This is a genomic window from Bifidobacterium sp. LH_491, assembly GCF_056356495.1.
The window spans coordinates 1,330,034-1,356,846 of sequence record NZ_JBKEUI010000001.1; the positions used below are offsets into that span (position 1 = coordinate 1,330,034).

Annotated in this window: 20 protein-coding genes and 1 tRNA gene; 7 read left to right on the plus strand and 14 right to left on the minus strand. The window is 59.5% G+C overall.

Annotated elements, in window-relative coordinates:
• Positions 1-9: 9 nt before the first annotated feature.
• From dacB to AC1AWK_RS05085, 3 genes are all read right to left on the minus strand, one after another.
• Positions 10-1,365, minus strand: coding sequence for a D-alanyl-D-alanine carboxypeptidase/D-alanyl-D-alanine endopeptidase (dacB, locus tag AC1AWK_RS05075; RefSeq protein ID WP_476569631.1), 1,356 nt, complete (start codon positions 1,363-1,365; stop codon positions 10-12).
• A 160-nt stretch (positions 1,366-1,525) separates the two neighbouring features.
• On the minus strand, positions 1,526-3,178 hold the full coding sequence (locus tag AC1AWK_RS05080) for an ABC transporter permease (protein WP_476568675.1): 1,653 nt from the start codon (positions 3,176-3,178) through the stop codon (positions 1,526-1,528).
• On the minus strand, positions 3,175-4,113 hold the full coding sequence (locus AC1AWK_RS05085; RefSeq protein WP_476569633.1) for an ABC transporter ATP-binding protein: 939 nt from the start codon (positions 4,111-4,113) through the stop codon (positions 3,175-3,177). The genes AC1AWK_RS05080 and AC1AWK_RS05085 overlap by 4 nt, the downstream gene beginning before the upstream one ends.
• Positions 4,114-4,418: 305 nt before the next feature.
• On the opposite strand from AC1AWK_RS05085, the gene AC1AWK_RS05090 reads away from it, so the two are divergent.
• Positions 4,419-5,567: a TDT family transporter gene (locus tag AC1AWK_RS05090; RefSeq protein ID WP_476568677.1), complete on the plus strand. Its 1,149-nt coding sequence runs from the start codon at positions 4,419-4,421 to the stop codon at positions 5,565-5,567.
• Positions 5,568-5,812: 245 nt separating this feature from the next.
• Here the strand turns inward: AC1AWK_RS05090 and AC1AWK_RS05095 are convergent, their stop codons facing one another.
• Together AC1AWK_RS05095 and AC1AWK_RS05100 are read right to left on the minus strand one after the other, a co-directional pair.
• A complete protein-coding gene (locus AC1AWK_RS05095; protein WP_476568679.1) occupies positions 5,813-7,804 on the minus strand; it encodes a glycosyltransferase family 2 protein in 1,992 nt (663 codons plus the stop codon).
• A complete protein-coding gene (locus AC1AWK_RS05100; protein WP_476568682.1) occupies positions 7,805-9,712 on the minus strand; it encodes a sensor domain-containing diguanylate cyclase in 1,908 nt (635 codons plus the stop codon).
• Between the two features lie 262 nt (positions 9,713-9,974).
• Between AC1AWK_RS05100 and AC1AWK_RS05105 the strand changes: the two genes are divergently transcribed.
• Positions 9,975-10,874: an EAL domain-containing protein gene (locus tag AC1AWK_RS05105; RefSeq protein WP_476568684.1), complete on the plus strand. Its 900-nt coding sequence runs from the start codon at positions 9,975-9,977 to the stop codon at positions 10,872-10,874.
• Here AC1AWK_RS05105 and AC1AWK_RS05110 read toward each other — a convergent pair.
• The 3 genes from AC1AWK_RS05110 to serS form a co-directional block, all read right to left on the minus strand.
• Positions 10,817-11,788, minus strand: coding sequence for an alpha/beta fold hydrolase (locus AC1AWK_RS05110; protein WP_476568687.1), 972 nt, complete (start codon positions 11,786-11,788; stop codon positions 10,817-10,819). The genes AC1AWK_RS05105 and AC1AWK_RS05110 overlap by 58 nt on opposite strands.
• A 165-nt stretch (positions 11,789-11,953) precedes the next feature.
• Positions 11,954-12,038 (minus strand) — tRNA-Ser (locus AC1AWK_RS05115).
• Between the two features lie 74 nt (positions 12,039-12,112).
• Entirely contained in the window at positions 12,113-13,399 is a 1,287-nt protein-coding gene (serS, locus tag AC1AWK_RS05120; RefSeq protein ID WP_476568689.1) for a serine--tRNA ligase, read from the minus strand.
• A 142-nt stretch (positions 13,400-13,541) separates the two neighbouring features.
• Between serS and AC1AWK_RS05125 the strand changes: the two genes are divergently transcribed.
• Positions 13,542-14,642, plus strand: coding sequence for a diacylglycerol/lipid kinase family protein (locus tag AC1AWK_RS05125; RefSeq protein ID WP_476568690.1), 1,101 nt, complete (start codon positions 13,542-13,544; stop codon positions 14,640-14,642).
• Positions 14,643-14,739: 97 nt separating this feature from the next.
• Here AC1AWK_RS05125 and AC1AWK_RS05130 read toward each other — a convergent pair whose 3' ends face one another.
• Positions 14,740-15,585 (minus strand): PRD domain-containing protein, encoded by an 846-nt coding sequence (locus tag AC1AWK_RS05130; RefSeq protein WP_476568692.1) that lies wholly within the window; start codon positions 15,583-15,585, stop codon positions 14,740-14,742.
• Positions 15,586-15,609: 24 nt separating this feature from the next.
• Positions 15,610-17,628, minus strand: coding sequence for a glucose PTS transporter subunit IIA (locus tag AC1AWK_RS05135; protein ID WP_476568694.1), 2,019 nt, complete (start codon positions 17,626-17,628; stop codon positions 15,610-15,612).
• A 335-nt stretch (positions 17,629-17,963) separates the two neighbouring features.
• On the opposite strand from AC1AWK_RS05135, the gene pgm reads away from it, so the two are divergent.
• Complete coding sequence (pgm, locus tag AC1AWK_RS05140; protein ID WP_476568696.1) at positions 17,964-19,640, plus strand: phosphoglucomutase (alpha-D-glucose-1,6-bisphosphate-dependent); 1,677 nt, start codon at positions 17,964-17,966, stop codon at positions 19,638-19,640.
• Between the two features lie 149 nt (positions 19,641-19,789).
• On the opposite strand, the gene AC1AWK_RS05145 is transcribed toward pgm, so the two are convergent.
• Both AC1AWK_RS05145 and AC1AWK_RS05150 read right to left on the minus strand, forming a co-directional pair.
• Positions 19,790-21,928: a hypothetical protein gene (locus tag AC1AWK_RS05145; protein ID WP_476568698.1), complete on the minus strand. Its 2,139-nt coding sequence runs from the start codon at positions 21,926-21,928 to the stop codon at positions 19,790-19,792.
• Positions 21,925-22,050 (minus strand): hypothetical protein, encoded by a 126-nt coding sequence (locus AC1AWK_RS05150; protein ID WP_476568700.1) that lies wholly within the window; start codon positions 22,048-22,050, stop codon positions 21,925-21,927. Before AC1AWK_RS05150 ends, AC1AWK_RS05145 begins: the two co-directional genes overlap by 4 nt.
• 151 nt (positions 22,051-22,201) lie before the next feature.
• Between AC1AWK_RS05150 and AC1AWK_RS05155 the strand changes: the two genes are divergently transcribed.
• Together AC1AWK_RS05155 and rpiA are read left to right on the plus strand one after the other, a co-directional pair.
• Positions 22,202-23,413 carry a ribonuclease H family protein gene (locus AC1AWK_RS05155; protein ID WP_476569635.1) on the plus strand — a complete coding sequence of 404 codons (1,212 nt, stop codon included), beginning with the start codon at positions 22,202-22,204 and terminating at the stop codon, positions 23,411-23,413.
• Positions 23,414-23,546: 133 nt separating this feature from the next.
• Positions 23,547-24,245: a ribose-5-phosphate isomerase RpiA gene (gene rpiA / locus AC1AWK_RS05160; RefSeq protein WP_476568701.1), complete on the plus strand. Its 699-nt coding sequence runs from the start codon at positions 23,547-23,549 to the stop codon at positions 24,243-24,245.
• 200 nt (positions 24,246-24,445) lie between these two features.
• On the opposite strand, the gene AC1AWK_RS05165 is transcribed toward rpiA, so the two are convergent.
• Positions 24,446-24,535 carry a 30S ribosomal protein bS22 gene (locus AC1AWK_RS05165; protein ID WP_004268639.1) on the minus strand — a complete coding sequence of 30 codons (90 nt, stop codon included), beginning with the start codon at positions 24,533-24,535 and terminating at the stop codon, positions 24,446-24,448.
• Between the two features lie 127 nt (positions 24,536-24,662).
• Positions 24,663-25,283 (minus strand): hypothetical protein, encoded by a 621-nt coding sequence (locus AC1AWK_RS05170; protein ID WP_476568703.1) that lies wholly within the window; start codon positions 25,281-25,283, stop codon positions 24,663-24,665.
• A 91-nt stretch (positions 25,284-25,374) separates the two neighbouring features.
• Between AC1AWK_RS05170 and radA the strand changes: the two genes are divergently transcribed.
• Entirely contained in the window at positions 25,375-26,808 is a 1,434-nt protein-coding gene (gene radA / locus AC1AWK_RS05175) for a DNA repair protein RadA (RefSeq protein WP_476568705.1), read from the plus strand.
• Positions 26,809-26,813: the final 5 nt, after the last annotated feature.

Sequence of the window (26,813 nt, forward strand, 5' to 3'; positions counted from 1 at the left end):
GTGCGATTTTTACAAGTTCACCAGTTCAGTGATGAAGGTATCCACCGCTTGTTTGGCCGCGGCATAATCGTCAGGATTATTGACGATCACCGCAAACGTCAGCACTCCTCCGGAGCGGCGTGACACATTGCCGGTCATGGACGTCACCTCGTCCAAACTGCCGGTTTTCACGCGCAGCAACCCGGCTGCGGCTTCATCCGTAATGCGATATTGCGCCGTGCCATTCACGCCAGGAATCGACAAGCCTTCCGCTGCCGCGGCCTGACCATCCGCCACCACATTATGATGCTGCACATCAAGCAGCGTGCGTATGGTGAGCTGCGATCCGGGCGACAATCCCGAACAATCCGCCATCTGCAAGCCGTCCGTGGAGATGCCCAGCTTAGCCAGCGCCGCCTGCACCGCCTGCACGGCGCCCGACGGCGAATTGTCAGTACCCGCCGCCAGCGCGGTAAGCCTACCGAACTCCTCCGCCAACGTATTGTCCGAATGCCGTAGGGCAAACGCCAGGATTTCGCTCAACATGGCGGAATGCACCTGCGCAATGGGCGACGTGTTGGCGGGAACCGTCTCTTGCGTCGCATCGCCTTGCACCTCGATGCCTTGATCGCGCAGACGTTGGACGAACACGCCAGCCGCATCCTGCGCCGTCGTGGTCGATAGCGTGGGATACTCCTCAAACACGTCAGGATTACTGGGACGCTGTCCATTCCATTGACGACCGCCGTCAATCGCCATCGACGACACCCCGGTGTAGTACAGATTGCCCGGATTATTGCGCTCGATATTCGCCGGAGCTCGCGTCGAACCGAACAACGAATCGTCATATCGCACCTGCACCGCCGCAATGCCACGCTGACGCAACGCCGTTGCCGTATCCTGCGCCAAGGACGCCAAGCCCGCACGACCATTGACATGCGAAGCGTCGTTATACCCATCCGACAGCAGCATATCGCCGTTGCCTTTGATGATAACAACCGGCACATCGCCGGTTTGCACCAGATACGTTTGCGTATCCAAGGTAGCGCCCATATCCAGCGTGGCCGAAGCCGCCAGCGCCGTCAGCGTTTTCAACGTCGAAGCCGGTTCTCTGGGCGTGTCAAGTTCCCGTTGCGCCACAATCTGGCCAGTGCCGTCGGCTATCGCCACCGATACGTCAGTTCCCACACCCGGCGCGGCCAGCAATGCGGAAATCACGGCATCGGCACGCGCCGAATCCACCGGCAGCCCCGTATCCACCGACGCCACAATCGGCTCTCCCGACACAGCTTGCAACGGGGTATCGATATGGCGCACCGGCACAGCCTGCAGCGTCAACGGCCCAGGCAACACGTCGCATACGTCCCCCGCCACGTAGCCGACCATGGCCGCCGTGGCGCACACGCACGAAACCACCACGCGGATCACACGGCGTATATGGACGGTACGCCACGATGGCACATGCTTGACTGGCAACGCATCTTCCCCTTGGATCGACGTGATGGTGTTCGGCCCGCAGCCGCGCGCATACCGTCGGCAACAAGCGTTATCGCTGCAGGGATGCGAACGAATCCAGCGTCGCCATGATACGCACCACCCGTGCATCCAACAGCTTACCGCCGAGTACCGTACCGCCATAGAGCACAGCCGCGCCGTTGACCAGCGCGACCACAGCCAACACGCCATACCAAAGCGGAGCGAAAATCATCACCACAACGGCCACGATCACAGTAGGCAGCATCAATACCAATGTGCCGAACATATGCGCCAGCGGGAAGAAACCCTGCGCCACGCCACGGCCCTGCGGCGAAGCGAACGGACGGTCCAACGACGGCACCGGATACATGAGCACGCAGGACAACACCTGCGCCAAACCCAGCGAACAGCCCAACAAGCCCAAGCCAACGGCCCACATGACTACCGCGAACAGCAGCAACTCCAGGTCAGCCCAAGCACCGGAAAGCGCCACCAGCACCAAACCGATCACCGTCAGATACGCCAGACCGATAACGCCATACACCCGTACACGTCCGATGCGCTCCTGACGCCCCCGCACACCGGCGATAACCTCCATGGCAAGTCCCTGACCGTCATACGCCAAACCATTGCCTTCGGTGAGCGCCATCAACCAACCCGATATGCATAAGGCCGAAAACGCCACGGCAAACTCGCCGTTGGCATACGTCTCAATGCCCAGCACCACCGTGAACAACACCGGCATTACCCAAATCATGGCCTGACGCACATCGCGTACCAGATACGTGAACAAGCGGGCAGACACCGCCCCCGACACGCTATCAGGCACTCGCTCGAACATCCCCAGGCCCTTGGCCGAGGCGCGGCTATGACCGGCATTGTCGGCAACGCGCTGACGACGAAGCGCCCACACGCCGACCACAAAACACACCGCCCATGTCACCGCGATAATCGCCACACGGACACACAACGCCAGCCAATTGCCATCAACCACGTCGAAAGGCAGGCACATCGGCGCCGCCAACGGCGTCCACGACAGCACCGCAGCGGCAGAGGACAGCATACTCCATGCCGACTCCAACCAGGCATCCTGCCAGGAGGATGCCACCATGCCGGGAATCTGACACACCACAATGAATACGATGAGTACCACCATATATGTCAGGTTGCGGCTGCGTGAACTGCTGGCCAGCGCGGTGAACAAGTTCAGCACCATCTTCGACAGGCTCATCAATGTAACAATGGTCAACGGAGCCGCCACCACGGCCATCACCACAGCGCCCACGCCAAGACCGGAGAACACCGACGCCCAGATCAGCAGCCCCAACACGCCGAATATCGACGGCAAACCGGTCAGGGAAGCGCCCATCATGCCTAGGTGTATCGTACGGTCGTCAATACCGTACATGGCGAACATCTTCGGGTCCATCGTCATGCCGGACCCGGCCCACATCAGTTGGAATATGATGCACCCCAGACACAACAAAGCCGTCCCCACCATGGTCAGGCCCCATACCATCCGCACGGCGCCCGTGCCCACTATGACAACAGGCGCGTCAAGCATCGCCCCTACCATGCGCGCGAACTTGACGACGCCCGCCAACGCTGCCAGACCAATGATGAAAGACACGATGTAACCGATCATCTGCCACATCGAGCGGCGCATTTCCGCCAGCATCAGCGCCCAGCGCAAACGAATCATGATGCACGCCGTAGCCATCATGCCTCCCCGGCGCTCTGCGTACGAGCAGCACCCTGCGTCACACCGGCATCCAGCGTTGCGACACCCGCAGACCCAACACCGGAAGGCACACCACCAGAAGGTGCAACATCCGAAGTCACGTCATGGGACGCGGACGAGCCGTCCTGTTCCAGCCAATCCAAACGGGCCGCTTCGTGTCGCCCGCCCACCAACTGCAGGAAACGCTCCTCAAGATCCTCGCCAGCCGCAACCTCATCGACCGTGCCGCTGGCACATACTTGACCGTGATTAACCACCGCCACATGGGTGCACATCTTTTCCACCATCGCCATCACATGCGAGGAAATCACCACCGTACCGCCAGCCGACGCATATTCCAGCAGAATATCGCGCAAATTGGCGCTCGACACCGGATCCACCGACTCAAACGGCTCATCGAGCACCAGCACACGCGGACCGTGGATCATGGCCGAGGCAAGGCAGATTTTCTTCGTCATGCCGGCCGAATAATCCGACACCATGACATTGGCAGCATCATGAAGATCGAATGCCGCCAACAAATCGTCGGCTCGGCGGCACGCCTCATCGCGACGCATACCCCGCAGCATGCCCGCATACACAAGCAGTTGCGATCCGGTGAGCCGGTCGAAAATCTGATCGGCCTGCGGCATCATGCCAATCAAATGCTTCGCGCGATTCACATCGGCCCAAACCTCGTGTCCAAGAATCATCGCCGTGCCATAATCCGGGGTAAGCAGCCCCGCCACCATATTCAGCGTGGTGGTTTTGCCGGCGCCATTGGGGCCCACCATGCCATAAAACGATCCGACGGGTATGTCCAGGCTCAGGCCGTTCACGGCGACTTTCTCCCCAAACCGCTTGAAAAGCCCACGAATCGATATGGCCGCCTGCGGATCGGCGGGCGGCAAAGCCCCGGCTTCAGAGCCGACTTCCATCACTGTTGCATCCGTGTTCTGCATCCCATTATGCAATGGATTATAATTGTTCACAGTTTGCAATTTAGCACAAAAACACAGTGAATGGTAGAAATGTCCACCGACGCGGTGCACGAGACACACCAACCTCGCGAGCCTCACCGAATCCCCGCCGTCGACTCACCGTCATCAATATCACTCAACAATACCGCCTTGCCATGTCAGAGCTTCGTTTCCACCTCAGCCACAAGCTATCGATTTTTTCGATAACAAGCATTGAAAACATCGATTTGCGTAATAGGTAAGCCTAGAGGCAAGATACCACTATGACTAACGCAAACCATGCCATTGTTTCCCGCGGCGACCTGCGCCGCCGCCGTTCGCGCCACTTCCACAAAACCGTGGCGCTCCCCCGCGCGGGCCTCACCCTCGGCATGCTCGCCTTGGGCAACCTCCTGATCTCCATGACCCCGGCCAGCGCCGCCACGCCACTGCGCATCGTCTTCGGCGTGGTCTCCCTGCTGTATTTCATCACCGTTGCCACGAAGTTCTTCGTGCAGCCGGCGGAAATCATCACCAACGACATGCAAAACCCCGTGGTCGCACCGGTCAGCGCCACCGTATTCATGACCATGATGCAATTCGCCACGTATCTCATGCCTGCAGGCGGCATCTGGGCCACGCTGGCGGTATTCCTGTGGTACTTCGCGGTGAGCTTCAATGTGGCGCTGATGGCACACATCACCACCCGTTTCGTCGCCCACGACTTCCAGCTGAGCAACGTATTCCCCACTTGGTTCGTCGGCTACGTCGGCATTGTCGTCGCCTCCGCCACCAGCGCTCCCGTAGGCCAGCAGGCACTGGGGCAAATCATCTTCTGGATCGGTTTCGTGCTGTATATGCTCATGCTGGCGCTGGTCACCATGCGCATGGCACGTCATCCGCTGCCCGAACCAGCCAAGCCCACCTTCGCGATCTACACCGCTCCTATGAGCCTGTCCATCGCCGGCTACACCACGGCATTCGCGGACCCCAACGTCTGGTTCGTGCTCGTGATGCTCATCGCCGCCCAACTGCTGTACGTACTGGTGCTGGTGAATATGCCCCACTTGCTGCGGTTGAAGTTCTACCCCAGCTACGCGGCATTCACCTTCCCCTTCGTCATCACCGCCACCGCCTTGCTCAAGGCGCTGACGCTTTTCGAAGCGCACGGCTGGCAGGTGCCGGCATGGCTGCACGTGCTGCAGGTGGTGGAAACCGTGCTTGCCTGCGCCATCGTGTTGTATGTCGCCATCCTGTTTGCCTATCACATCTTCCGGCATTGGGTGCAGGCCGGTCAGACCGTCCGCGAGGAAATCGCCCGCAGCGGAGCCACCGCCACATTGGGCGAGGAGCTGCGCGAAGTCGCCGAAGCGGTTGCGGACAGCGAGGAACAGGAACGCGAACAGGACGCGCAAGCCCTGAGCGGACGCTGATTGACCGGCATGGATTGACTGGACGCTGGCTGGCAGTACACCCCAACCGCACGGTCACTGACAGTGCAGCGCCCATCCTCCTCAACGCCGCAACCAGCAACCGTCACCATCTAAGGGGCGGTCACCCACAGTGGCCGCCCCTTTCGCTACCCTTTCGCTACCCTTTCGCCACCCTTCGCGATCTTTCGCCGCTTCGCTGATCAGCCGCCACCTCTTGCCCTCGGACACCTCTTGTCAGCCTCCGACTAAGCCCGTCGCGCCGCGTCCACGGCCTCTCGATAGGAATGCATATGCTCGGCGAACACGCGCATCACAGCGCGCATCCCCGCCGGATCAAGTGCTCCGAAGCGCACACCCACCTGCCGGTCCGCCACGCGGGCCACCGTTGCCGGCAACGCCACGCCATCCAGGATCACCGTCACCGAGGCATCCCTGCGCAGCCACTCTCGGGTCTCATCGGCACCATCATCCTGTCCCGCGCGCTCATCCAGCCGTCCGCCCAACCGCACGCCCATACCGGTACCGGAAATATCCACAACCTCGCCATCGCAGCGGCACCGTCCATCAGCGCCACGAGTTTCGACACCGACAGTTCCGCCAACTCCATCAACGCCGCCAGCCTCCTGGACCGATACCGGGACAGTATCCAACACCGCCACACGTTCGCTGGAACGCACGATAGGACGCTGATACGCCACCATGATCGCGACAATGATGCCGGTGACGTTGTACACGCTCCACACCAGGCTCAACAGCATCGACCCTGCATAGCCGTAGTGCATGGCGAACGACACCGCGCTTACCGCCCAAGCCGCCACGGTCAACAGCGCCAACACCATGTGCGGCAGCGCCACCGACATCTGGAACGACGCGCGGTCCAATACCGTATCCTTCGCCGTCACGGCAAACGACGTGCGCACATGGAACAATTCCTTGAGAATGGACACGCACAGATGCGGCGCCATCGCAATCTCGTAATAATGGCTCCACCGAATGGTGCGCGTACGCGGCGACAGCACATGAAAAATGGCGTACTGCCCCACCATGAAGGGAATATACACGGTCATCAGTGCAGCAAACGTGCACTCCAATATCACCGTATGCGTCAGCAAGTGAATCAGAGGACACAGCAGATAAATCATCTTTTGGAAATTGGAAAACCAATACACCGCCCCATCCAAATAGGCGATTTTCTGCGACCTACTCAGCCCTTTGGTGAACAGCGGATTGAAATGGCGCAACACCTGCAGGTTGCCACGGCACCACCGATCGCGCTGCTTGACCATATCGGAGAAGGTCATTACGGACAGTCCGCACACCAGTTCCTCGTTGACAAACGCAGAAGCATAGCCATGCGCCTGCAACAGCATGCCCACCGCCATATCCTCGGTAATCGAGCAGGTGGGATAGCCACCTACCGCCAGCACATCGCGCTTACGAAAGACAGCATTCGTACCCACATGGAGCACGGCGTTGCGGTCGGCGCGAGCCTGCTGAATGTCACGCATAAAGAAGTCCTGCTCGTTGGGAATATCACGACGCGACAGGTTGTACTGGTACATGTCCGGGTTGTAATACGTCTGCGGCGTTTGCACGAACGCCATCCGCTCATCGGCAAAATAGCCGACCGTGCGCTGCAGGAATTCCCGCTTGGGCACCATGTCGGCATCTAGCACCGCGAACAACTCGCCGTCGATCATCTCCAACGCATGATTGATATTGCCGGCCTTCGCCCCCTCGTTGCCTTCGCGGGTTATCCAATCCACCCCATAGGAGGCGCACAGCTCACCCAATTCCTTGCGATTGCCGTCATCGCATACATGCACCTTAAAGCGGTCCGTCGGATAATCCAATTGCACCGCCGCAGCCATCGTCATCTCCAGCACACGCAACGGTTCGTTATAGGTGCAAATCAACACATCGACGAACGGTAGATTGTCTCCATATGCGCGAATATCCCCAGACAATTGGCGACGTTTGCCCAAAAATAGGTATTGGAAATCGAAAAACGCCACCATGCCCAACATTTCCGCGGCGAACAGCAAGACGCCTAGCGTCGCACTGACCGGGCCCGCCCGGAAAGGAATGGTCGTGACACGCCATCCGATATACACCAGGCATACCACCATATCAGCCACGATCAAGCCGCCCCGCCACGAAGGCCGAACCCTGGCGACCAGCCACATCACCGCCAGAACCGCCAATGCGATCGGCGCATACCACCATGACACCGCCATTTATGCACCCCTCTCGCTTTCGTCGTATACCCGATATTGGTGTTTGCCGGCATGTTTCGCTGCGTACAACGCACTATCCGCCCTCTGATACAGCATTTCATACGGCAAGTCACCTGAGGAACGCGCCACGCCGACGCTCAGCGACATTCCCGATCGAGATAGCCTCGCCTGCAATGCACCAAGCTTGCCAGCCAGTACGTCGTCATCCAGCACGCGGGTCACCCATACGCAGAATTCGTCGCCGCCAATACGCCCTATGACGTCGTCGGAACGGAATTGTTCGCGCAATGCCTGCGCCACCGTACGCAGCGCCCGATCGCCGGCGGGATGACCTTGCCGGTCGTTGATTTGTTTGAAGTCGTCGACGTCCGCGATCAGCAGCATGCCTTCGCGCTTGTCCAGATTCTCAACCATTGCGGTAAATCCGCGCCGGTTCAGCACTTCGGTCAATGCGTCGGTGTCACCCATCTGTCTGGCCGAGTCCAGGCGGCGCTGCAACCCCTGCCGGTCGCGCACTTGCGCAGTGCGGTCAACCATAATGCCTTGCAATTCGCCTTCTTCGCGGTGTACGCGCAATTCGAGGTATCTCTCGCCGCAAGCCATAACCTGCTGTTCGCCGCACCGTTGCATCCACGCGAGTATTTCCCGTTCACATCGTTGAGCATCATGCATGAGCTGCTTCCAGGTTTCGTCGTCGTATCCGACCATGTGCTGAATGTTGTCCGTTGCCAATACCGTGCCCAGTGCGGGGGAACATTCGAATACGCCGATGTCATCGCCTAATGCCGAGAACAACACCGTCCAATGCTCCGACTTGCGGATGTACCCTTCGCGTAGCCGTTGGATAACGGCGAACAACTCTCGCAGCTCCGGCACCTGCGCCGATGACGCCCCCCGAGAGAAATCACCGGCCAGTACCGCACGCACGTCGTCACGCACACGCGCGACATCACGCAATACCGTGCGAGCCATGCGTCTGCGCAGCACCAGCACGGTTATCGCCGCCACGGCCGCCAGCAAGATGGCGAACCATGCAAACTGCTTCGCCGCGCCGCTGAGCAACGTTGCCATGGACGTGAACGCCAGCACATAGGACGAGCCCACCCGCATCGAGCGCACGATGCGCAGCTGTCCGTTCACGCTCGCATACGCCGGCTCCTGAATCGCCGCACGCGCCACGGCAAGCGCGCCGTCGCCGCCTCCCGTGAATTGCAGATCCCGGTCATTGTTTACCGACACCGCTCCCACGTCGCCGGTATCGGCATGGATGGTCATTACGACGGTGCTGCGTTCGGTGCTCATGCCCAGCACCGCCAGCCGCAGCGCACCTTGCGTATCCGGCACTCGCAGCCCCGATACATCGGCGTCGATTGACAATACGCGATATACGGATGTTCTCGCCTGCCCACCGAATGTCTGCGCTGCTGGCAGCACCACCTTCACTTGCGTTACAATGCCTTGATCATTCGCCTCCAGCTGCACGGCAGATGGCTCGCCGTTCTGCACGACTGCCTGCAACCCATCCATCCAATCGAATGTCGTGCCCACCAGCGCGGGGTCGGTGTCTTCGAGAATCGTTCCCTCGAGGTTCATGAGATGAATCGCTTCGATATCCATGAATTGGCGGATTTCCTGCAAATCGGCGCTCCAATTGTCACGCGCCCCCTGCTCCATCATGTAATCGACCGCCTGGGCGCGGTTGACGTAATCCTCCTGCAGCAGCCGTCTGCTCTCCTGCGCCTCTTCCCGCAACCGGGAAGCATTGCGAGACACTTCCTCCACCAAATCACGCAGGTACCCGGAGGTATTGCTCACATCAACGCTGACCGCATAGACACCCATGACGGCCAGCACGGCCAGCATCGAGAACAGCAAGGTCGCTACCACTGTCCGATACAGGTGTTTCATACGATCACCTATCCTTTGCGGGACACTTACCGCCACCATGGTGGCGGCCGTCGACGAAGTATAGGGAACATGGCTCCACGACGACCGGCTGCGGCGATACCGCATATAGACACCATGCCGATTCCCTTCAGACTAACATTGACGTTACGTCATGAACAGGGTGTTCAGTCGTGGGCATAGCGCCCCCCATTGCCCGTGAACCAAACCGATACACTGGAGACAAACAAACAACCAACCAATCGCCACAGGCAAGGAGCGCCGCATGCCCGCACAAGCCACACCTGACAGCGGCATCACGCCGGACAGTCCACCACAACTGCGCGTGCCGCGGCTGCGCGCCGCCATGGCAAACGGCGAATTTCGTGCGGTGTTCCAACCCAAATGCGATATTGCCTCGGGGACCATCGTGGGCGCCGAAGCCCTGGCGCGGTGGCTGCCGGAACGCACCGACGCCATATCGCCCGACCAGTTCATCGATTTTCTCGAACGGCATGGCATGATCGTCACATTCGACCGCATGATGCTCACCGAAGTGTGCCGCCATCTGCACACCATGCATGAGCAAGGACGCGCCGTCGTCCCCACATCCGTCAACCTATCGCGCGCGCACCTAGCCAGCGACGACACCATGCGCGATACCCTATATCAAATCGACCGCGCTTTTGACCAATGGCACATCGACCCGCAATGGGTGTCATGGGAAATCACCGAACGCGAGATCGGTTGCGTCCACGGCGACGCACCAGACATACAATCATCCACGAGCATAGCTGCCACGCCATCTGCCCAAGAAGACAGCCAGCTCGCCCGACGGCTGGATACGCTCATCGACGCCTTGCATCAACGTGGCTGTTTGGTCGAACTCGACGATTTCGGCGCGGGCGCTTCCACACTGCGTACCGTGGCCATGCATGCGTTCGATGTCATAAAGATCGACCGCTCACTCACCATGCTGATTCCCGGCAAACGGGCGAACGCCATCATCGCCGCCATCACCACAATGGCCGCGGAGCTGGACATGCAGGTTATCGCCGAAGGCGTGACAACATGTGACCAGGCACATGCGCTGCTCACCCTGGGATGCGCGACAGCCCAAGGGTACTATTACGATAAACCCATGTCCCCGGAAGATTTCGCCGCCTTACCTGCTCTTCGCCGGTAGTTTTCGACGGCGCGATCGACATACTCAACCACCACCGACTCTACAACGCGCCAATCGACACGACGCGGCACATGCCCCCACCCCGGCAATCGCACGAATGTCACGCATCGATTGGTCTCGGCAATTGCGTGAAGTTCGTTCGCCGGCGCAAACCAATCCTGCCATCCCTGTACGTACAGAGTCGGTACCCGAGTGGCATATGCGTATCGCCGAACATCAACCCAGCGCAGTGAGCGAGACATCGTGCGGAATATGCCCGCGCCTGTCCATTCCAACACCGTCACACGCATCATCGCAGCATACTCGCGCCACCCGTACTGCGCGCAGGCCGCAAGCGGAGCCAGCCACCACCACGCCTGTGGCGCGCGGGCATGCCGTTTGGCAGCCGACACCGCTCGGCGATACCGCGCGTAGAATACCGTCGGGTCATCCATTCGTCGCCTACGCCAGATTACGGCTCTCGTTTTCTTGCCGGCGTCGGACAACGTAGCCAAATCCAACACTGGAGCCACATTCACTACAGCGGCAATCGCATCCGCGCGCGCCCATGCGGCGACCATGGTCAGATATGTGCCGAACGAATACCCATTGAGCACTATCGGCGCCCCGGGAAACATCCGTCCGATGACATCGACCAAGTCCACCGTCATCCGCGCCATCGTCCGCACCGTCATGCGCGAGGCAACCCGATCGGACACACATCCAGCATTGCGCCCGCAGCCGCATTGGTCCCACCAAATCAGCGTATAACGACGTGCCAATTGAGGATATCTTCCGTGATATGCCATGCCATACAACACCGGCATCCACGGCCCGCCGTGCAACATCAACATTATGGGAGCATCAGATCGATGCACTTCAACGCCGATGCGCTGTCGCACCCCACCAAGCGTCACCATATGCTCTTTGTACATCGGCCACCTCCGCATATTCGCCCAACAGCCTCGGCACAACCGGCGTCTGCGGCTTGACGCCTCACCTCGTAACCGCCTTGAGATCAGCGGCTCTTATGCGCATCCGACACGGTCAAATACCTCTATGAAAAAGGCTCTGACACCACTATGCCAGAGCCTTTCCTGCGGGCAGAGCGAGATTCGAACTCGCGGAGGCGTGAACCTCAACGGTTTTCAAGACCGTCTCCTTAGACCGCTCGGACATCTACCCTTGTGCTTATGCACGAATCGCCATTATAGGCGATATGCTCGATATAACACGCGCGGCACACCGACTACCGGGGATTACGCTTCCCACGCCACCGGTTCGATAACCTCACGGCCGCCCATATACGGACGCATGGCGGTAGGAACAGTAATCGAGCCGTCGGACTGCTGATGGTTCTCCAAAATCGCCACCAACCAACGGGTCGTCGCCAACGTGCCGTTCAGGGTCGAAACCGGACGAGTCGAGCCATCCTCCATACGCTCGCGCACATTAAGGCGACGCGCTTGATACTCGGTGCAGTTGGACGTGGACGTCAGTTCACGATAGCGTCCCTGCGTCGGTACCCACGCCTCGCAGTCGAACTTACGCGCCGCCGACGAACCCAAATCGCCAGCCGCCGTGTCGATGATGCGATACGGCACTTCGACCTTACCCAGCATTTCCTGTTCCATCGCCAGCAAGTGCTGATGCTCGGCTTTGGCGTTCTCCTGCTTGGTGTACACAAACATTTCCACCTTGTCGAACTGATGGACGCGAATGATGCCGGAAGTATCCTTACCGGCCGCTCCAGCCTCGCGACGATAGCAGCTGGACCATCCGCAATAGCGAAGCGGACCGTTGTCCAAGTCGAGGATTTCGTCAGCGTGCATGCCTGCGAGCGCCACTTCGGACGTGCCCACGAGATACTGCTCGTCAGGTTCGCGCAGACGATAGATCTCGTCGGCATGCGCGTTGAGGAACCCGGTTCCGCGCATGACTTCTGGACGCACCAGCGTCGGCGTCACCGCCAGGGTGAATCCATTGGATTCCGCCTGGTCTACGGCCATGGTAAGCATGGCAATCTGCATGCGAGCCACGGCACCACGCAGGAAGTAGAAGCGCGAACCGGACACTTTTACGCCACGACGCATATCAATACCGGCAACTCCCGATCCCAAGGTGAGATGGTCCTTGGGCTCAAAACCTTCGGCGGCGAAATCACGCGGCTCGCCGACCTTCTTGACCACGACATAATCGTCTTCGCCGCCTTCGGGGGCTTCGTCCTCCACAATATTGGACAACTTCCACATGGCGGTGGTGTACTCTTCGGACGCCGCATCCGCCGCCGATTTGAATTGCGCGACCTGCTGCGAAAGTTCCTTGGTCTGCGCGATCAAGGCTGCCTTGTCATCACCGCTGGCGGCGGCCACTCGCTTGCCAATTTCCTTCTGCTTGGCACGAGCGGCTTCGAATTCCTTCAACGAGGAGCGACGCACTTCGTCCGAGCGCAGGACATCATCAACCAGTTCCACGGATTCGCCGCGCTTGCGCTGGGAATCCTTCACCACATCGGCATGTTCTCGAATGAATTGGATATCAAGCATGCCCTCCACACTAGCCGTGCAAGCCGACACCGCCGCAGAAACATCCGCCCCCCGGAGCGAACGCGCCCATATTGCGTGCAGAATTCGTCAAGTTTTGCCACCCGACAAGCTCTTCCGGCGCGCATGTGCCCACAATAGTGCCATGTCCCCTTCCACTGGCGCCGTATTGGCTATTGTTGCAGCGATTCTAACCGTTATCGTTGTTGTTGCGGTGAATATTCGTCTGTATCATCGTCGCCGCCGCGCTGAGTGGCTGCGCAAGCGCGATGGTGACCAAGTTCGCTATGCCTTCATCGTGAACCCGTCCAAACCACAAGCCGAGCACTACGTAATCCTGATCAAGGATTTTTGCGCCAATCGCGGACTTACGCACATTCAGTTCATCGAAACGCAGTTGGATAAGGACGGCCGCGTCTGCGCGCAGGAGGCCTTGGCCCAAGGCGCCGATGTGGTGGTGGCTGTCGGAGGCGACGGCACCGTGCGCACGGTGGCCAGCGCATTGTCGGGCACAGGGCATGCCCTCGGCATTGTTCCCATCGGTACCGGCAATTTATTCGCCCGCAATATGGGCATTCCGATTGACGACGCGCAAGCGGCGCTCACCGTAGCGACCTCGCACGGCTCACGCATGGTCGACGTCGGACGCCTGACATTACTGGACCATGAGGATGAAGACCACGGACACGCCTTTCTCATCATCGCCGGCATCGGCTTCGATGCCTTGATGATCGACGACACCGACCCCACACTGAAGAAAAACATCAGCTGGCTGGCATATTTTGTCAGCGGCGTCAAGCATCTCTTTACACCAAAACATCGCGGCACCATCAGCGTTACCGACGCGCATGGCAATATCAACATCATCAACGAAGTGACGTTCCGCACACTCATGGCCGGCAACTGCGGCCAGATTCCGCTGTTTTCGCTGATGCCCAACGCATCTTATGACGACGGATTATTGGATTTCGAGGTTATCGACACCTCCGGCGGCATTATCGGCTGGGCCAATCTATTCGGCGATGTCGTGCATCAAACCATTACCGGCAAGCCGCAACAAAGTCCTTTGTCCACCAATTCGACGATGGAACAGATGCAAGGCATCACGGCTGTCATCACGCTGGACGATCCGACCCTCGCCCAAGTGGATGGCGATACCCTAGGGCCAACGTCGCATATTCAGTTCAGCATCGAGCACCGGGCATTGTGTGTGCGCGTGCCGGAAACCAGTACCACGGCGTTATGAACGCCTCGCCCCAATCCACGCTACCGATGGATTCACCGTAATTTTCACCACAATGCAACCCGCCCCATCGAACATACTGTCTACTTGAGCCGTCACGTTACCGACTGTCTCGCTCGTCGGCGGTCACACGGGCCACATGCAAGGTCAGATAGGCGATTTCGTCGTCGGTAAGCGAAGCGCCCAACCGCAGTTCAGCCACCGTGGCGATACGCTGCGCACATGCCGTGGCCTGTGGATACGACTCATAAATGGACGTGATGATCGGCTCGGGCTCACGTCGCAGCTGCTGATGCTGATGCACTCGCACGAATAAATACCGCACATGCGTGATGAACCGTCCTACGCTCACGCTGTGCTGGTCAAGCGTAATGCCGTAGCTATGTTCAATTACCGCCAACATCTGTTGGATGACACCGGTCATGGTGTAGGTATACGACAAATCCCCCGTGGAAAAACCGGCATTGACCAGATGCATAGCCACTGCCACGCACTCACCGTGCGGCAACGTCTTGCCCAATGATTCATTCAGCGCTCCGATCAGCGCCTCACCCTGCGCATATTCTTCCGGATAGAGGGAGCGCACTTCCGCAGTCAGCGGATATTCCACATGAACGTCATCGTTCAATCGGCGCAACGCGCCGGCCACGTGGTCGGCCAAGGCCATCACCAGCGTGGGCTGTTGCTCGATATGCTGACCGACGCCGGCCTTCACCATGGCGTCGGTCACCAAACGAATCATTTCCGGCGGGATTCCGGCCAGAAGCTCAGCCACATGGTCGGGATCGCGCCCGTCGGCCGGAAGGAAAGTCCGCACCACCTTGGATTCGTCGACCTGCTGGCCGGGGCGGGTCTGGAACCCGAGCCCACGGCCAGTGAGAATCATCTCACGGTCGCCATCTTTGGCAAGCACGACGTTGTTGTTGAATACGCGAAGTACCTCCACAACGCTCCTTCCGACCTATCGGCGTCAACGCTCGACGGTCAGCACAGTCTGTCCTGCCTGCACGTCCTGCCCCGTCTTCGGGGTGACACCCGCGAACATGGTGGTGTTCAGCACCGTCATCAATGTGGTGGTGCTGTACCCAGCTTCCTTGACTTTGTCAAAGTCTACCGTTACCAGTGTATCGCCGGCATTGACGCGCTGCTCGGCAGACACGGCGACCGTAAAGCCTTCACCATTCATCTTGACGGTATCGATGCCCACGTGCACCAACACTTCCACACCATCATCGGTCTTGATGCCGAAGGCATGGCCGGTTTCCGCCACGGTCTGCAGCACGCCGGAGACCGGAGCAACCACCACGGACGAGGTCGGCTCGATGCCCACGCCCTCACCCAAAGCACGCGAGGCGAACACCGGATCGCCGGCTTCGTCGAGCGTCACCACATGGCCGGCAACCGCAGCGCCCACCGTATCGGTGCGCACATCGGTGGCCACGGCAACCGTGGCAGCAGCCGGAGCGGAAGCCTCCATCGCCTCACGAGCCACACGAGCCTTGACTTCGGCACGCTGTTCGGGAGTACGGTAGTCAAACATGATGATCAGCGCCATGGCGGTGAAGAACGCCACCGCAATGGCAATGGCATAAACCCACATCGGGCTGAACACCGGAATGGTCAGCAAGCTAGTGAACGCGAATGCCGATGTCTTCACGCCGTTGAACGGGAAGCTCAGGATGGCGATGACCAAGCCACCCAAACCGCAGCCGATCAGCATACGGCGGTAAACCAGCTTGTAACGCAGGTGGATGCCGTACAGCGACGGCTCGGACACGCCACCGAGCAGACCGGCGGCCAACGCACCGATGGACACCTGGCGCATGCCCTTGTCCTTGTCGCGCATGGACAGGACGAGCACACCGGCGGTCGCACCGAAGCAGGCGAAGTTCCACACGCCCATCGGTCCCTGGATGAAGTCGTATCCCAGGGACTGGATATTCACGAGCATCAAGGCGTTGAGCGGCCAGTGCAGACCCAGCGGCACGAGGAACGGGTAAATCAGCGGAATCATCACGCTGAAGATGAACGGAGCGTTCGTGTTGAGCCATGCCAGGCCAATGCCCAGATAGTTGCCCAGGAACACGCCGACAGGGCCGATGATGAACGCGGTAAGCGCGGTGACGATCACCATGCACAGGAACGGCACGAACACCATCTGCACGCTGTCGGGGATGATCTTCTTCAAACCGTGGTACACCACAGCCAGCACCGCAGCCATGAGGAGCGGCACGAACACATTGCCACTGTAATCATTGAGCATCATCGGCAAACCAAAAATCTTGGTAGAGCACGAGGTGGTACCCAAAGTCTGGTTCACCACGCAGCTCGTGACGCCCTTATAGGTTTTGGGATCGAGCAGACCGGTGAACTGCGGGGTCATCAGCGCCGCCATAATGGTGCCGCCGAGCCACGGATCAACCTTCAGCTTCTTCGCGGCATTGTAGGCAATCATCACCGGCAGGAAGTAGAACACGCCCTTCCAGATCGCTTTGACGAACACCCAGCCGGTGGAGGCTTCGTCATTGGGGATGACGCCCACGGAAATCAGCACGTTCACCAACGCGATGATCAGTGACGCGCCAAGCAGTACGCCCAGAATCGGACGGAACGAATCGGACAGATACTCGAAGAACGCATCGAGCCAAGCCACCTTGCCACGAGCCTTGGCACGAGCGGCGGCCTTAACGTCCGCATTGGACATTTCGCCACCGGACTTCGCCGAACCGGAACCGGCATTGGACATCTCGGGAAGATGCATGATGTCGTCATAGACGGAGGCCACCGCTCCACCAATGACCACCTGATAACGGTTGCCGCCTTGCGGAACGGCACCAAGGACTCCGCTCATGGAGTCGAGACGCTGAGCGTCAACGGCATCGGCGTCGTTGAGCTCGAAGCGCAAGCGGGTCGCACAGTGGGTCAGGCTGCGCACGTTACCGGCGCCGCCCACCGCCGCAATAATCTGCGACGCGAGTGAATCAGTCATGATGATTCCTTCCTACAGTGATGTTCTCTCAGTCAATTCACACCGACAGGCAGCCCGTTTCGAGGCAACAAAAAAGACCTGAGATACGGCGAACCGTACCTCAGGTCTTGCGTCTCAATTTGGACTTGCAACCCTGCAAATGTCGAATTACATGCAATATACGACTGTCTTGCCCGGAACACAACCACGACACGCCGAAACATCGATTACCTCTTTATAGGCATCGACGGCATCCCTCCTTCACCATCCTCGCACACGCCGCATATTCTGCCAAATGCGAACAGAACATGACATTTTCTTACACAACATCCCGCAATCGTGGCACAATAGAAAACATGGTTGCAAACAATGCGGGACTACCCGCCACCCCAGCTGATCTCATCAACGTTGACGAAGTCATCGGTAGCTACTATGACCTCGTCCCCGATTCCACGGTCGCCGAACAGCGCGTATCGTTCGGCACGTCCGGACACCGCGGCTCCAGCCTCAAAACCTCTTTCAACGAGGCCCACATCGTCGCCATCACGCAAGCCATTGCGGAATACCGCAAGACACAGGGCGTAACCGGCCCGCTGTACATCGGCCGCGACACCCACGCACTGTCCGAACCGGCGTGGAAAACCGCCATCGAAGTGCTGGTCGCCAACGACGTACGCGTCCGCATCGACGCCCGTGACGACTTCACCCCCACGCCCGTGGTGTCTCAGGCCATTTTGACGCACAACCGCGCCGCCGACGGCACGCAGCGCTTCAGCGGCGCCGACCTGGCCGACGGCATCGTCGTCACGCCGTCGCATAACCCGCCCACGGACGGAGGTTTCAAGTATGACCCGCCCACCGGCGGCCCAGCCCCGTCCGAAACCACCAACGCCATTGCCGAGCGCGCCAATGAGCTGTTGAGCAACTACCGCAACGTCAAGCGCGTGCCGTTCGAACAGGCCATCGCCTCCGATTTGGTGGAGCGTTTCGACTATCGCGAACATTATGTCGCCGACCTGGAAAACGTCATCGACTTCGACGTCATCCGTTCCTCCGGCGTACGTCTGGGCATCGACCCACTGGGCGGCGCATCCGTCAACTACTGGCCGCTGATGAACGAACGCTACGGACTCAACATCGGCGTGGTGCGTCCGGACGTCGATCCGACCTGGCGTTTCATGACGCTGGATCACGACGGCAAGATCCGCATGGATCCGAGCTCCCCGCACGCCATGAAGGGCTTGGTGGACCAGCTCAATGCGGGCGCCTGGGACAAGTACGATCTCGTGGGCGGCACCGACCCGGACGCCGACCGCCACGGCATTGTCTGCCCGAATTGGGGCGTCATGAACCCGAACCATTACATTGCCGTGTGCGTCGAATATCTCTTCGGCGGCGCACGTCCCGGCTGGCCGCAAGGCGCAGGCATCGGCAAGACCTTGGTCAGCTCGTCGTTGATTGACCGCGTTGCCGCATCAATCAACGCGAAGCTCGTCGAGGTTCCCGTAGGCTTCAAGTGGTTCGTCGACCCGCTGTTCAGCGGCGATGTGGCGTTCGGCGGCGAGGAAAGCTCCGGCATGAGCTTCCTACGCAAGGATGGTCGCGTGTGGACCACCGACAAGGATGGTCTCATCCCCGACCTGCTGGCTGCGGAAATCACCGCCAAGACCGGCAAGAATCCGGCGCAGTTGCACCAGGAGCAGGTCGCCCGCTTCGGCGAAAGCTGGTACAAGCGCGTCGATACGCCGACCACGCTGGAACAGAAGGCGAAGTTTGCCAAGCTCAGCGGCGACGATGTCACCGCCACCACGCTTGCCGGCGAAACCATCGAAGCCAAGCTCACGCAAGCGCCGGGCAACGGCGCGGCCATCGGCGGCCTGAAGGTCACCACGGCGAACAACTGGTTCGCGGCACGACCCTCCGGCACCGAAAACATCTACAAGGTGTATGCGGAGAGCTTCACCTCGCCCGAAGCCCTGGACCAGGTACTGTCCGAAGCGACGCAACTGGTCGACAAGGCCCTGGAGTCCTGACCCATAACGGCCTAGCCAAACGGCGTTATACCAAGAGGGGGATTCCCACGCAGTCATGCGGGAATCCCCCTCTTGTCGCATGTCATCGTGTCGCCATGCGAGCTTGTCTATGCAGCGGATCCCGACACACAGACAGGCCACTCACATCGTCAGGCGCGACGACGCGACGAACGCACGCCAAGCGCCATGCCGCCAACCACAACCAATGCCGCAGCCACGGCGACGGGCGCGAACACGGAGGCACCTGTGTCGCCCAACTGCGCGACGGTCTTGGTCGCAGTCGAATCGGTCGCATCGCTCTGTCCATCGTCGGGCCCGGCGTTCGTGCCGGTGAGAGCACCGGCAGGTTTGCCATTGGCCGATTCGCCGGTGCCGCCAGCAGAGTTGGCGACCTTCGAGGCAATCATGAACGGAGACAAGTCCGTCACCGTCACCACGATGGAACCGTTCTTGACCGTATAATCGTCGGCAGTGATGGTGCCATCGGCGTGCTTGTGCCACAGCGTCACCACCGTGCCATCGGGAGCCGCCACCGGGAAGGTCAACGTGAGCTTGCCGAAGTTATTGTGGAACTGGGTGCCGCGGTTATCGAGCGACACTTCGTACGCGCCATAAATCGTGGCACCGCCCACCACCGAGAACACCGAGTCACGCAGCGAGGCGTAATCGGCGCTGTTGGTGTCGAGCTGGGATGCCTTGACGGTGGCATCCTTGCCCGTGGGGTCAACGTTGCTGTCACGGAAGTCACCCACGGCCGAGAAGCCCGGAACATCGGGCGCATCCACCTTCGGCGTCACCGTATCAGCAGTGTAACCAGTGGGATGAGCCGAGACCTTGAGCGTGAGCTTGGTCGCCTTGCCGGTGACCGGATCCTTGTCGGCAATCAACTGCGCGTCATCATCCATATCGAAATACTGACGGTCGTAGAGAGCTATCGCCACATAATCGCCACTGAAATATGCCTTGTAGATCACATGGTTCGGGTTGTTCGGATCGACGCCATCGGGGGTGTTGAAATAGGACTGGTAGAACTCAGTGGGAACCAACGCATCACCATTGGTGTAGGTGACGTTCAAGTCACGAATGGGCTGGCCCGAGTACCAATCGTACACGTGCACCTTCGTGGTATCGAGACGACGGGTCTTGGTGTCATCAGCCGTATGGCCGAACCACGGGTTGTTCTGTTCGGCGTCCGTGAGCTTGGTGACCACGTTCTTCTTCATGACGCGATCCATGAGCACCTGCTGCGTTTCGCTGGCACCCGGATACAGCGGCACGGTCTTGTAGACATCGACCACGATGGTGTAGGGCTCGGCGCTGTTGAACGGCATGCGCCAAGGCACATCGCCGGATTGCTGGTCGGAGCCCACCTTGTTGCCATTCGAGTCGAAAGCCGCAAACTTATACGTGCGGTCGTTGAACTCACCGGACTGGTTATCGATATGCACCGAAGCGAATGGCTTGGTGGAGGTATCGAGCGTGAGCTTGGGCACCTTGATGGTGTCGGGAGCCTGAATGGTGTTGCTGTACTTGGAGTCCCATGTGAACGTGATATCGGCAGTCAACGTCTTACCGGCAATCTTGCGCACCGTGGTGTTATCGAGTTCGTAGGAGACATGATCGGTGACAATATTTACGCCATAGTCTTTCCATGTATCGGAGGACTCCCATAAATCGTGACTATAGGTGAACTCTTTGGTTGCAATGAGCTCACCGTCGGCGTATACATGCTGCGTGGCCAACACGTCGCCATCGGGTTTGTATCCTGCGGCTGCATGCATCTGGAAGTTCATGACCAACTCGGCCGACACGTTCGTGTTGAGCATGTCAGTGGCGCTCTGCGGCGTTACCGACAATTCGTGCGTTTGGTTGGCTGGCTTGAAATCAATATCAGCGGTGATCGCCTTGTTCGGGTCTCCGGTGTACTGCGGAGGAATCGGGCCTCCTGGCCCATCGGGCGTACCGTCGGAGTCTGCGGTCACATCACCGTCAGCCGTAGCTGAATCGCCGGCAGCGCCGTTGCTATTCGAGGGCGCAGTCTGTGCGTCAGTGGTGGGCGCAGTAGTCGTTGCCGCAGTCTCGGTCGAGCCTTGCGCGGCTTCGTTGTCGGCGGCCGTATCGGTACCAGTGTTTGCCGCAGAAGTATCAGCAACCACTGCATCGGTGCCACCATCGGCCATTTGCGAATCCTCGCGGGAGGTTCCATTCGCCACCGCCTTTTCCAGCGGCGTTACGTCCTTGTCGCCGATAGCGGATGTCGAAGACGACAGCCCGGATTGCGACTTCAATTGCTCAGGATTGATACCCCCCCCTGAGCCACCGCCGGAACGGCGCCAGCACATATGCCAAACACCGCCACTGCGGATAGCGCCACCGATACGAGGCGCTTCTTCTTTGTCTTCTCTGCCATACCAGTATTCCTTTCCTATGGCATATATGGACACTATGCCCATACCTCGGCAATTATATAATGACAAAGCGTCAATATCGGATATTGTCAACGTTTTTCTCATGATTGGTGCCACAACGCCCCGTCGCACACACTCCGTAGTGTGGAACGCATGACCATCATTGTTTCCACCGACGGCAGCGCACTCGGCAACCCCCACGGCCCCATGGGCTGGGCATGGGCGGACCACGGCGTCAATGGCAAGGTATCCGCATCCCATCCGCACACCAGCGACTGCGCGGCAGGAGGCGCCACCAACGGCACCAACCAAATAGGAGAATTATGCGCCGTATTGCAAGCCCTGCGCGCACACCCCGGCAGCGAGCCGCTCACCATCGAAACGGATTCGCAATACGCCATCAACTGCGCCACGACCTGGGTGCGTGGATGGAAACGCAACGGCTGGCGCAACTCGCAGAAACAACCCGTCAAGAATGCCGAGCTCATTAAAGCCATCGACCGCGAAATCACCAATCGACCCGGACCGGTGAACTTCGTGTGGGTCAAAGGTCACGCCGGCAACGCAGGCAACGAGCGAGTGGACGAGTTGGCCCGCACGTACGCCGCCGACTGCCGCAGCGGCGCACAGGATGGTTTCCTGCCGCTGGAAGGATGGCAAGCCCTGATGGCTTCGCCATACGCGCAAGGATTGGACGTGCCCGCCGACGCGCAGCTGTTGATGGACGGCGCGATCACCGGCGAGCAGTACGAGCAAGGCCGCCCCGGAGCACTTGTGGCGCAGCATCTGCCGCAAGACACGGCACAAGATATGACGCAGGATGCCGGAGAAGAAACATCTGACACAGCGCAGAAGGCAGCCGATACCAACGACAGCGCGGACGCAGCCAATACGATCGACGGCACAGATACCGCTGACAACGACATCGATAACAGCGCCGATATCGCTGACAGCGCAGCCAACATGGACAGCGCCAATAACGCAGACACGGATGACGCTACCGCCAACACCGGCGACGCCGTCAGCACGCCAGAGGAAGCACACGACGAGACACCGCAGAACACGGCAGATACAACGACAGAGACCACTTCCCCTGCCAGTGACGACACCACCAATGACGACACTAGCGACGCCGGCCAGCCTTCAACCCCATCCGCCACGCCGTCGGCCGTTCCCTCCTCCGCACAGCGCGTCAGCGGTCTGACCGTAAGCGGCACGGTGACGTTCTCCCCTCCGCCCTCCTCCAGCCCATCCTATGATGGCCGTCCCCGCCTGGTACGCGGCGTCATCGCCGTGGAAGGCTATGTGGACGGCGAGGGGCGCCTCACGCTCGCCCAAGCACCGTTCCTGATCAACCGGTCGTAACCCCACTCCAGCTCATTGCGGCGACATCCAATCGCGAAAAACACACAGGCCATGCGGCAATCGCCACTGGCCACTACTATGAAAACAAAGGCTTAGCGTTTCCAGCCAAGCCGCTGTTTCTCGAAGGAGCATCATGGATAAGGCACAACAAGACGCACTGAAGAAGGCGGCGGGCATCGAAGCCGCCAAGCTCATCACCAACGGCATGATCGCCGGTTTGGGGACCGGTTCCACCGTTCGTTTCCTCGTGGATGAGCTTGGTCGTCGCGTCAAGGAAGAGGGCTTGGAGTTCATCGGCGTCACCACGTCTCGCCGCACCCAGGAACAGGCGGAAAGCTACGGTATTCGTATTGTCGATATTGACGAGGTCGACCATATCGACGTCACCATCGACGGCGCCGACGAAGTGGACAAGGACTTCAATGGCATCAAGGGCGGCGGCGCGGCGCTGCTGTGGGAGAAGATCGTCGCCATCAACTCCAACCGCATCGTATGGATCGTCGACGAATCCAAGGTGGTGGACACCATCGGCGCGTTCCCGCTGCCGGTGGAAGTCATTCCGTTCGGCGCCGGTCAGGTCGTCAAGAAGTTCGAAGCGAAGGGCTACAAGCCTGTGCTGCGTTTGGATGCCGACGGCAAGCCGGTGCGCACCGATGAGCACAACTATGTCGTTGACCTGCATCTGGAACGCATCGAGCACCCGCAGGCCCTGGCCGACGATCTCATCAACACGGTTGGCGTGGTGGAACACGGCCTGTTCCTCAACATGGTGGACACCGTTATCGTAGGCGACCCCAACGGCCCGCGTGTGATGACCAACGGCAACAAGTAATCCACGCGTCACTACGTTAACGTCGGGGCGGCTTCTCATGCCGGGAAGCCGCCCCGACGCATATGCGCATACCGCATCCTCCTAGCCACTCTATGACATACGATGCCAGCCAATCCTGACGGCACGAACGCATCACCCGGTATGCAAAATCCCCGGAAATCACTACGATTCCGGGGATTTGCAACGTCCATAAGCGAAGACTACTTGCGCTGGTGACGAGTCTTACGCAGCAGTTTGCGGTGCTTCTTCTTGCTCATCCGCTTGCGGCGCTTCTTGATGACCGAACCCATCGGAAGCCTCCATTCCTATATGTGAAAGATTGCAACTCGCCCAATAGTACACTGCTTTGGCGACTTTGCACATCGATACGAAATCTTAGGGTGTTTCGCCAATGCAATGCCACATGCCGACAAAACGCTACATGGGAAACTTGCGATAGAACGTATCCACGGAATCCTGCGCGCCAGATGCTCGGAACACCACCGTATCGTTGCGCCATACCGCCACCGCATTCTTGCCGTTATCCGTGGACTTGACCTCGTAATTGCCCGTCGACGCCCCCGACACCTTCACCTCGCCAGCCGCAATACGCGTACCGTTGAGGTTGCCGGTCAACGTCGTGTATTGATTCTCCGCCTTATCCGACGTGGACCACTGCGCCACAATCAGCGTCACATCCTCGCCTTTGGTACCGGTCGAATACGTCAGCGTATATTCTTCCAACGGTGACGAAGCCGACCAATCCTGCGTATGCTTGGCAGCCACTCGGGCGAAATTACGTACGGAATCAGGCATGGAACTCAACAGATTGCTGGCATCATCCGGCAATGGCACCGCATCGATCGTCGGCTTGTCAGGCGTCGACTTCTTGGCCGTATGCTGTGACGTTTGGGATGACGAAGACGCATCGGCTTCGGATTTGACCGCCCAGCCGGGCCATACGAATGCCGAAAGCACCGCCAATACCACCACTACCGCAGCGGCGGTCACCACCACGATCAACTTGCCATGCGAGGGAGACTGCTGAGAATTAGCCATGCCGCCATTGTCTCACGCCGTCCTGACCCCGGGCCATCCGCGCGCCTCACCACACGAGGCAATGTCTGCAAATCTCGGTAGCGTCACATATATGGCAAAGTCGTCGACGCAATTCCTCTGCTCCGAATGTGGGTGGACCGGCACCAAATGGTACGGCAAATGCCCAGAGTGCAACCAATGGGGCACGGTGAATGAATTTCACGAACCCCGAGCTTCGACCGGAACGCGCACCGCCGCCCCCGGACACACGGCACGTACCACCGCACTGCATGTCGGCGATGGCGTCGTCACTCCAATTACGGAAGTCGACACCGACACCTCGTCACGCATTGCTACCGGATTCAGCGAGTTTGACCGCGTACTCGGCGGCGGCGTGGTTCCCGGATCGGTAGTACTCGTGGCCGGAGAACCCGGCATCGGCAAATCCACTCTACTGTTGGAAACAGCCGGCAATATCGCACGAGCGCACCAAGGCACCGTCGTCTACATTTCCGGTGAAGAATCCCAAGCACAGGTGCGCATGCGAGCCAACCGCGTCGGCGCAATGTACGACGATCTCCTGCTCGCCTCCACCACCGACTTGGCCACCGCATTGGGCATTATCGAGCAACACCGCCCGACATTGGCAATCGTCGATTCAGCACAAACCATCGTCTCCCAACACGTCGATGGCATCGCAGGCGGATCCACACAAGTACGCGAAGTCGCCAGCGCGCTTATCGACACCGCCAAAGCCAACGCCATCCCCATCATGCTGGTCGGGCACGTCACCAAAGATGGCACGATCGCAGGCCCACGCACATTGGAGCACCTTGTCGATGTGGTCTGCCAATTCGACGGTGACGAACAAACCGCGCTACGCATGCTACGCGCATTGAAAAACCGCTTTGGCCCCACCGACGAAGTCGGCTGCTTCGATATGAGCGGCGATGGCATCGACGAAGTACTCGATCCTTCGGGGCTGTTTCTCTCCCGCGACGACGAATCCGTGGAAGGCACCTGCGTCACCTTTACTTTGGAAGGCCACCGCAGCCTGCCAATCGAAGTACAGGCACTCATGACCAATTCGGTATTGCCCACACCACGGCGTGCGGTGAACGGCGTAGATCCTAGCCGCATTGCCATGCTTACCGCCGTGCTCTACCGTCACGGCGGCATTAATCTGCTGGGCAATGACCTGTATGTGTCCACCATTGCGGGAGGAATGGCCAAAGAACCCTCCTGCGACCTAGCCATTGTGGCGGCATTGGCGAGCGCTGCGCGTTCCATACCGCTCTCTAAATCGACGTGTGCCATTGGGGAAATCAGCCTTACCGGACAGGTGCGTCCCGTTCCGCGTCTGGAGCATCGCTTGCAAGAAGCCGCTCGGCTGGGATTTACCACCGCCGTAGTCGCGCCATCGCGCACCCCCGTACGTCCTATCGAGGGAATACGCGTGATTACGGTGTCGTCGATTCGGCAAGCTTTACAGGCCTTGTTGACACCGACCAATGGCACCGGCGCGCACTCATCACCAGCGGTATGAAGAAG

Excerpts from the sequence above, each read along its gene's own strand:
- AC1AWK_RS05150 (WP_476568700.1), bottom strand. The coding sequence starts at position 22,050 with ATGGCAGAGAAGACAAAGAAGAAGCGCCTCGTATCGGTGGCGCTATCC.
- pgm (WP_476568696.1), top strand. The coding sequence starts at position 17,964 with ATGGTTGCAAACAATGCGGGACTACCCGCCACCCCAGCTGATCTCATC.
- AC1AWK_RS05105 (WP_476568684.1), top strand. The coding sequence starts at position 9,975 with ATGCCCGCACAAGCCACACCTGACAGCGGCATCACGCCGGACAGTCCA.
- AC1AWK_RS05095 (WP_476568679.1), bottom strand. The coding sequence starts at position 7,804 with ATGGCGGTGTCATGGTGGTATGCGCCGATCGCATTGGCGGTTCTGGCG.
- AC1AWK_RS05090 (WP_476568677.1), top strand. The coding sequence starts at position 4,419 with ATGACTAACGCAAACCATGCCATTGTTTCCCGCGGCGACCTGCGCCGC.
- serS (WP_476568689.1), bottom strand. The coding sequence starts at position 13,399 with ATGCTTGATATCCAATTCATTCGAGAACATGCCGATGTGGTGAAGGAT.
- AC1AWK_RS05110 (WP_476568687.1), bottom strand. The coding sequence starts at position 11,788 with ATGTACAAAGAGCATATGGTGACGCTTGGTGGGGTGCGACAGCGCATC.
- AC1AWK_RS05100 (WP_476568682.1), bottom strand. The coding sequence starts at position 9,712 with ATGAAACACCTGTATCGGACAGTGGTAGCGACCTTGCTGTTCTCGATG.
- AC1AWK_RS05125 (WP_476568690.1), top strand. The coding sequence starts at position 13,542 with ATGTCCCCTTCCACTGGCGCCGTATTGGCTATTGTTGCAGCGATTCTA.
- AC1AWK_RS05165 (WP_004268639.1), bottom strand. The coding sequence starts at position 24,535 with ATGGGTTCGGTCATCAAGAAGCGCCGCAAGCGGATGAGCAAGAAGAAG.
- AC1AWK_RS05155 (WP_476569635.1), top strand. The coding sequence starts at position 22,202 with ATGACCATCATTGTTTCCACCGACGGCAGCGCACTCGGCAACCCCCAC.
- radA (WP_476568705.1), top strand. The coding sequence starts at position 25,375 with ATGGCAAAGTCGTCGACGCAATTCCTCTGCTCCGAATGTGGGTGGACC.
- AC1AWK_RS05135 (WP_476568694.1), bottom strand. The coding sequence starts at position 17,628 with ATGACTGATTCACTCGCGTCGCAGATTATTGCGGCGGTGGGCGGCGCC.
- rpiA (WP_476568701.1), top strand. The coding sequence starts at position 23,547 with ATGGATAAGGCACAACAAGACGCACTGAAGAAGGCGGCGGGCATCGAA.
- AC1AWK_RS05170 (WP_476568703.1), bottom strand. The coding sequence starts at position 25,283 with ATGGCTAATTCTCAGCAGTCTCCCTCGCATGGCAAGTTGATCGTGGTG.
- AC1AWK_RS05080 (WP_476568675.1), bottom strand. The coding sequence starts at position 3,178 with ATGATGGCTACGGCGTGCATCATGATTCGTTTGCGCTGGGCGCTGATG.
- AC1AWK_RS05085 (WP_476569633.1), bottom strand. The coding sequence starts at position 4,113 with ATGGAAGTCGGCTCTGAAGCCGGGGCTTTGCCGCCCGCCGATCCGCAG.
- dacB (WP_476569631.1), bottom strand. The coding sequence starts at position 1,365 with ATGGTCGGCTACGTGGCGGGGGACGTATGCGACGTGTTGCCTGGGCCG.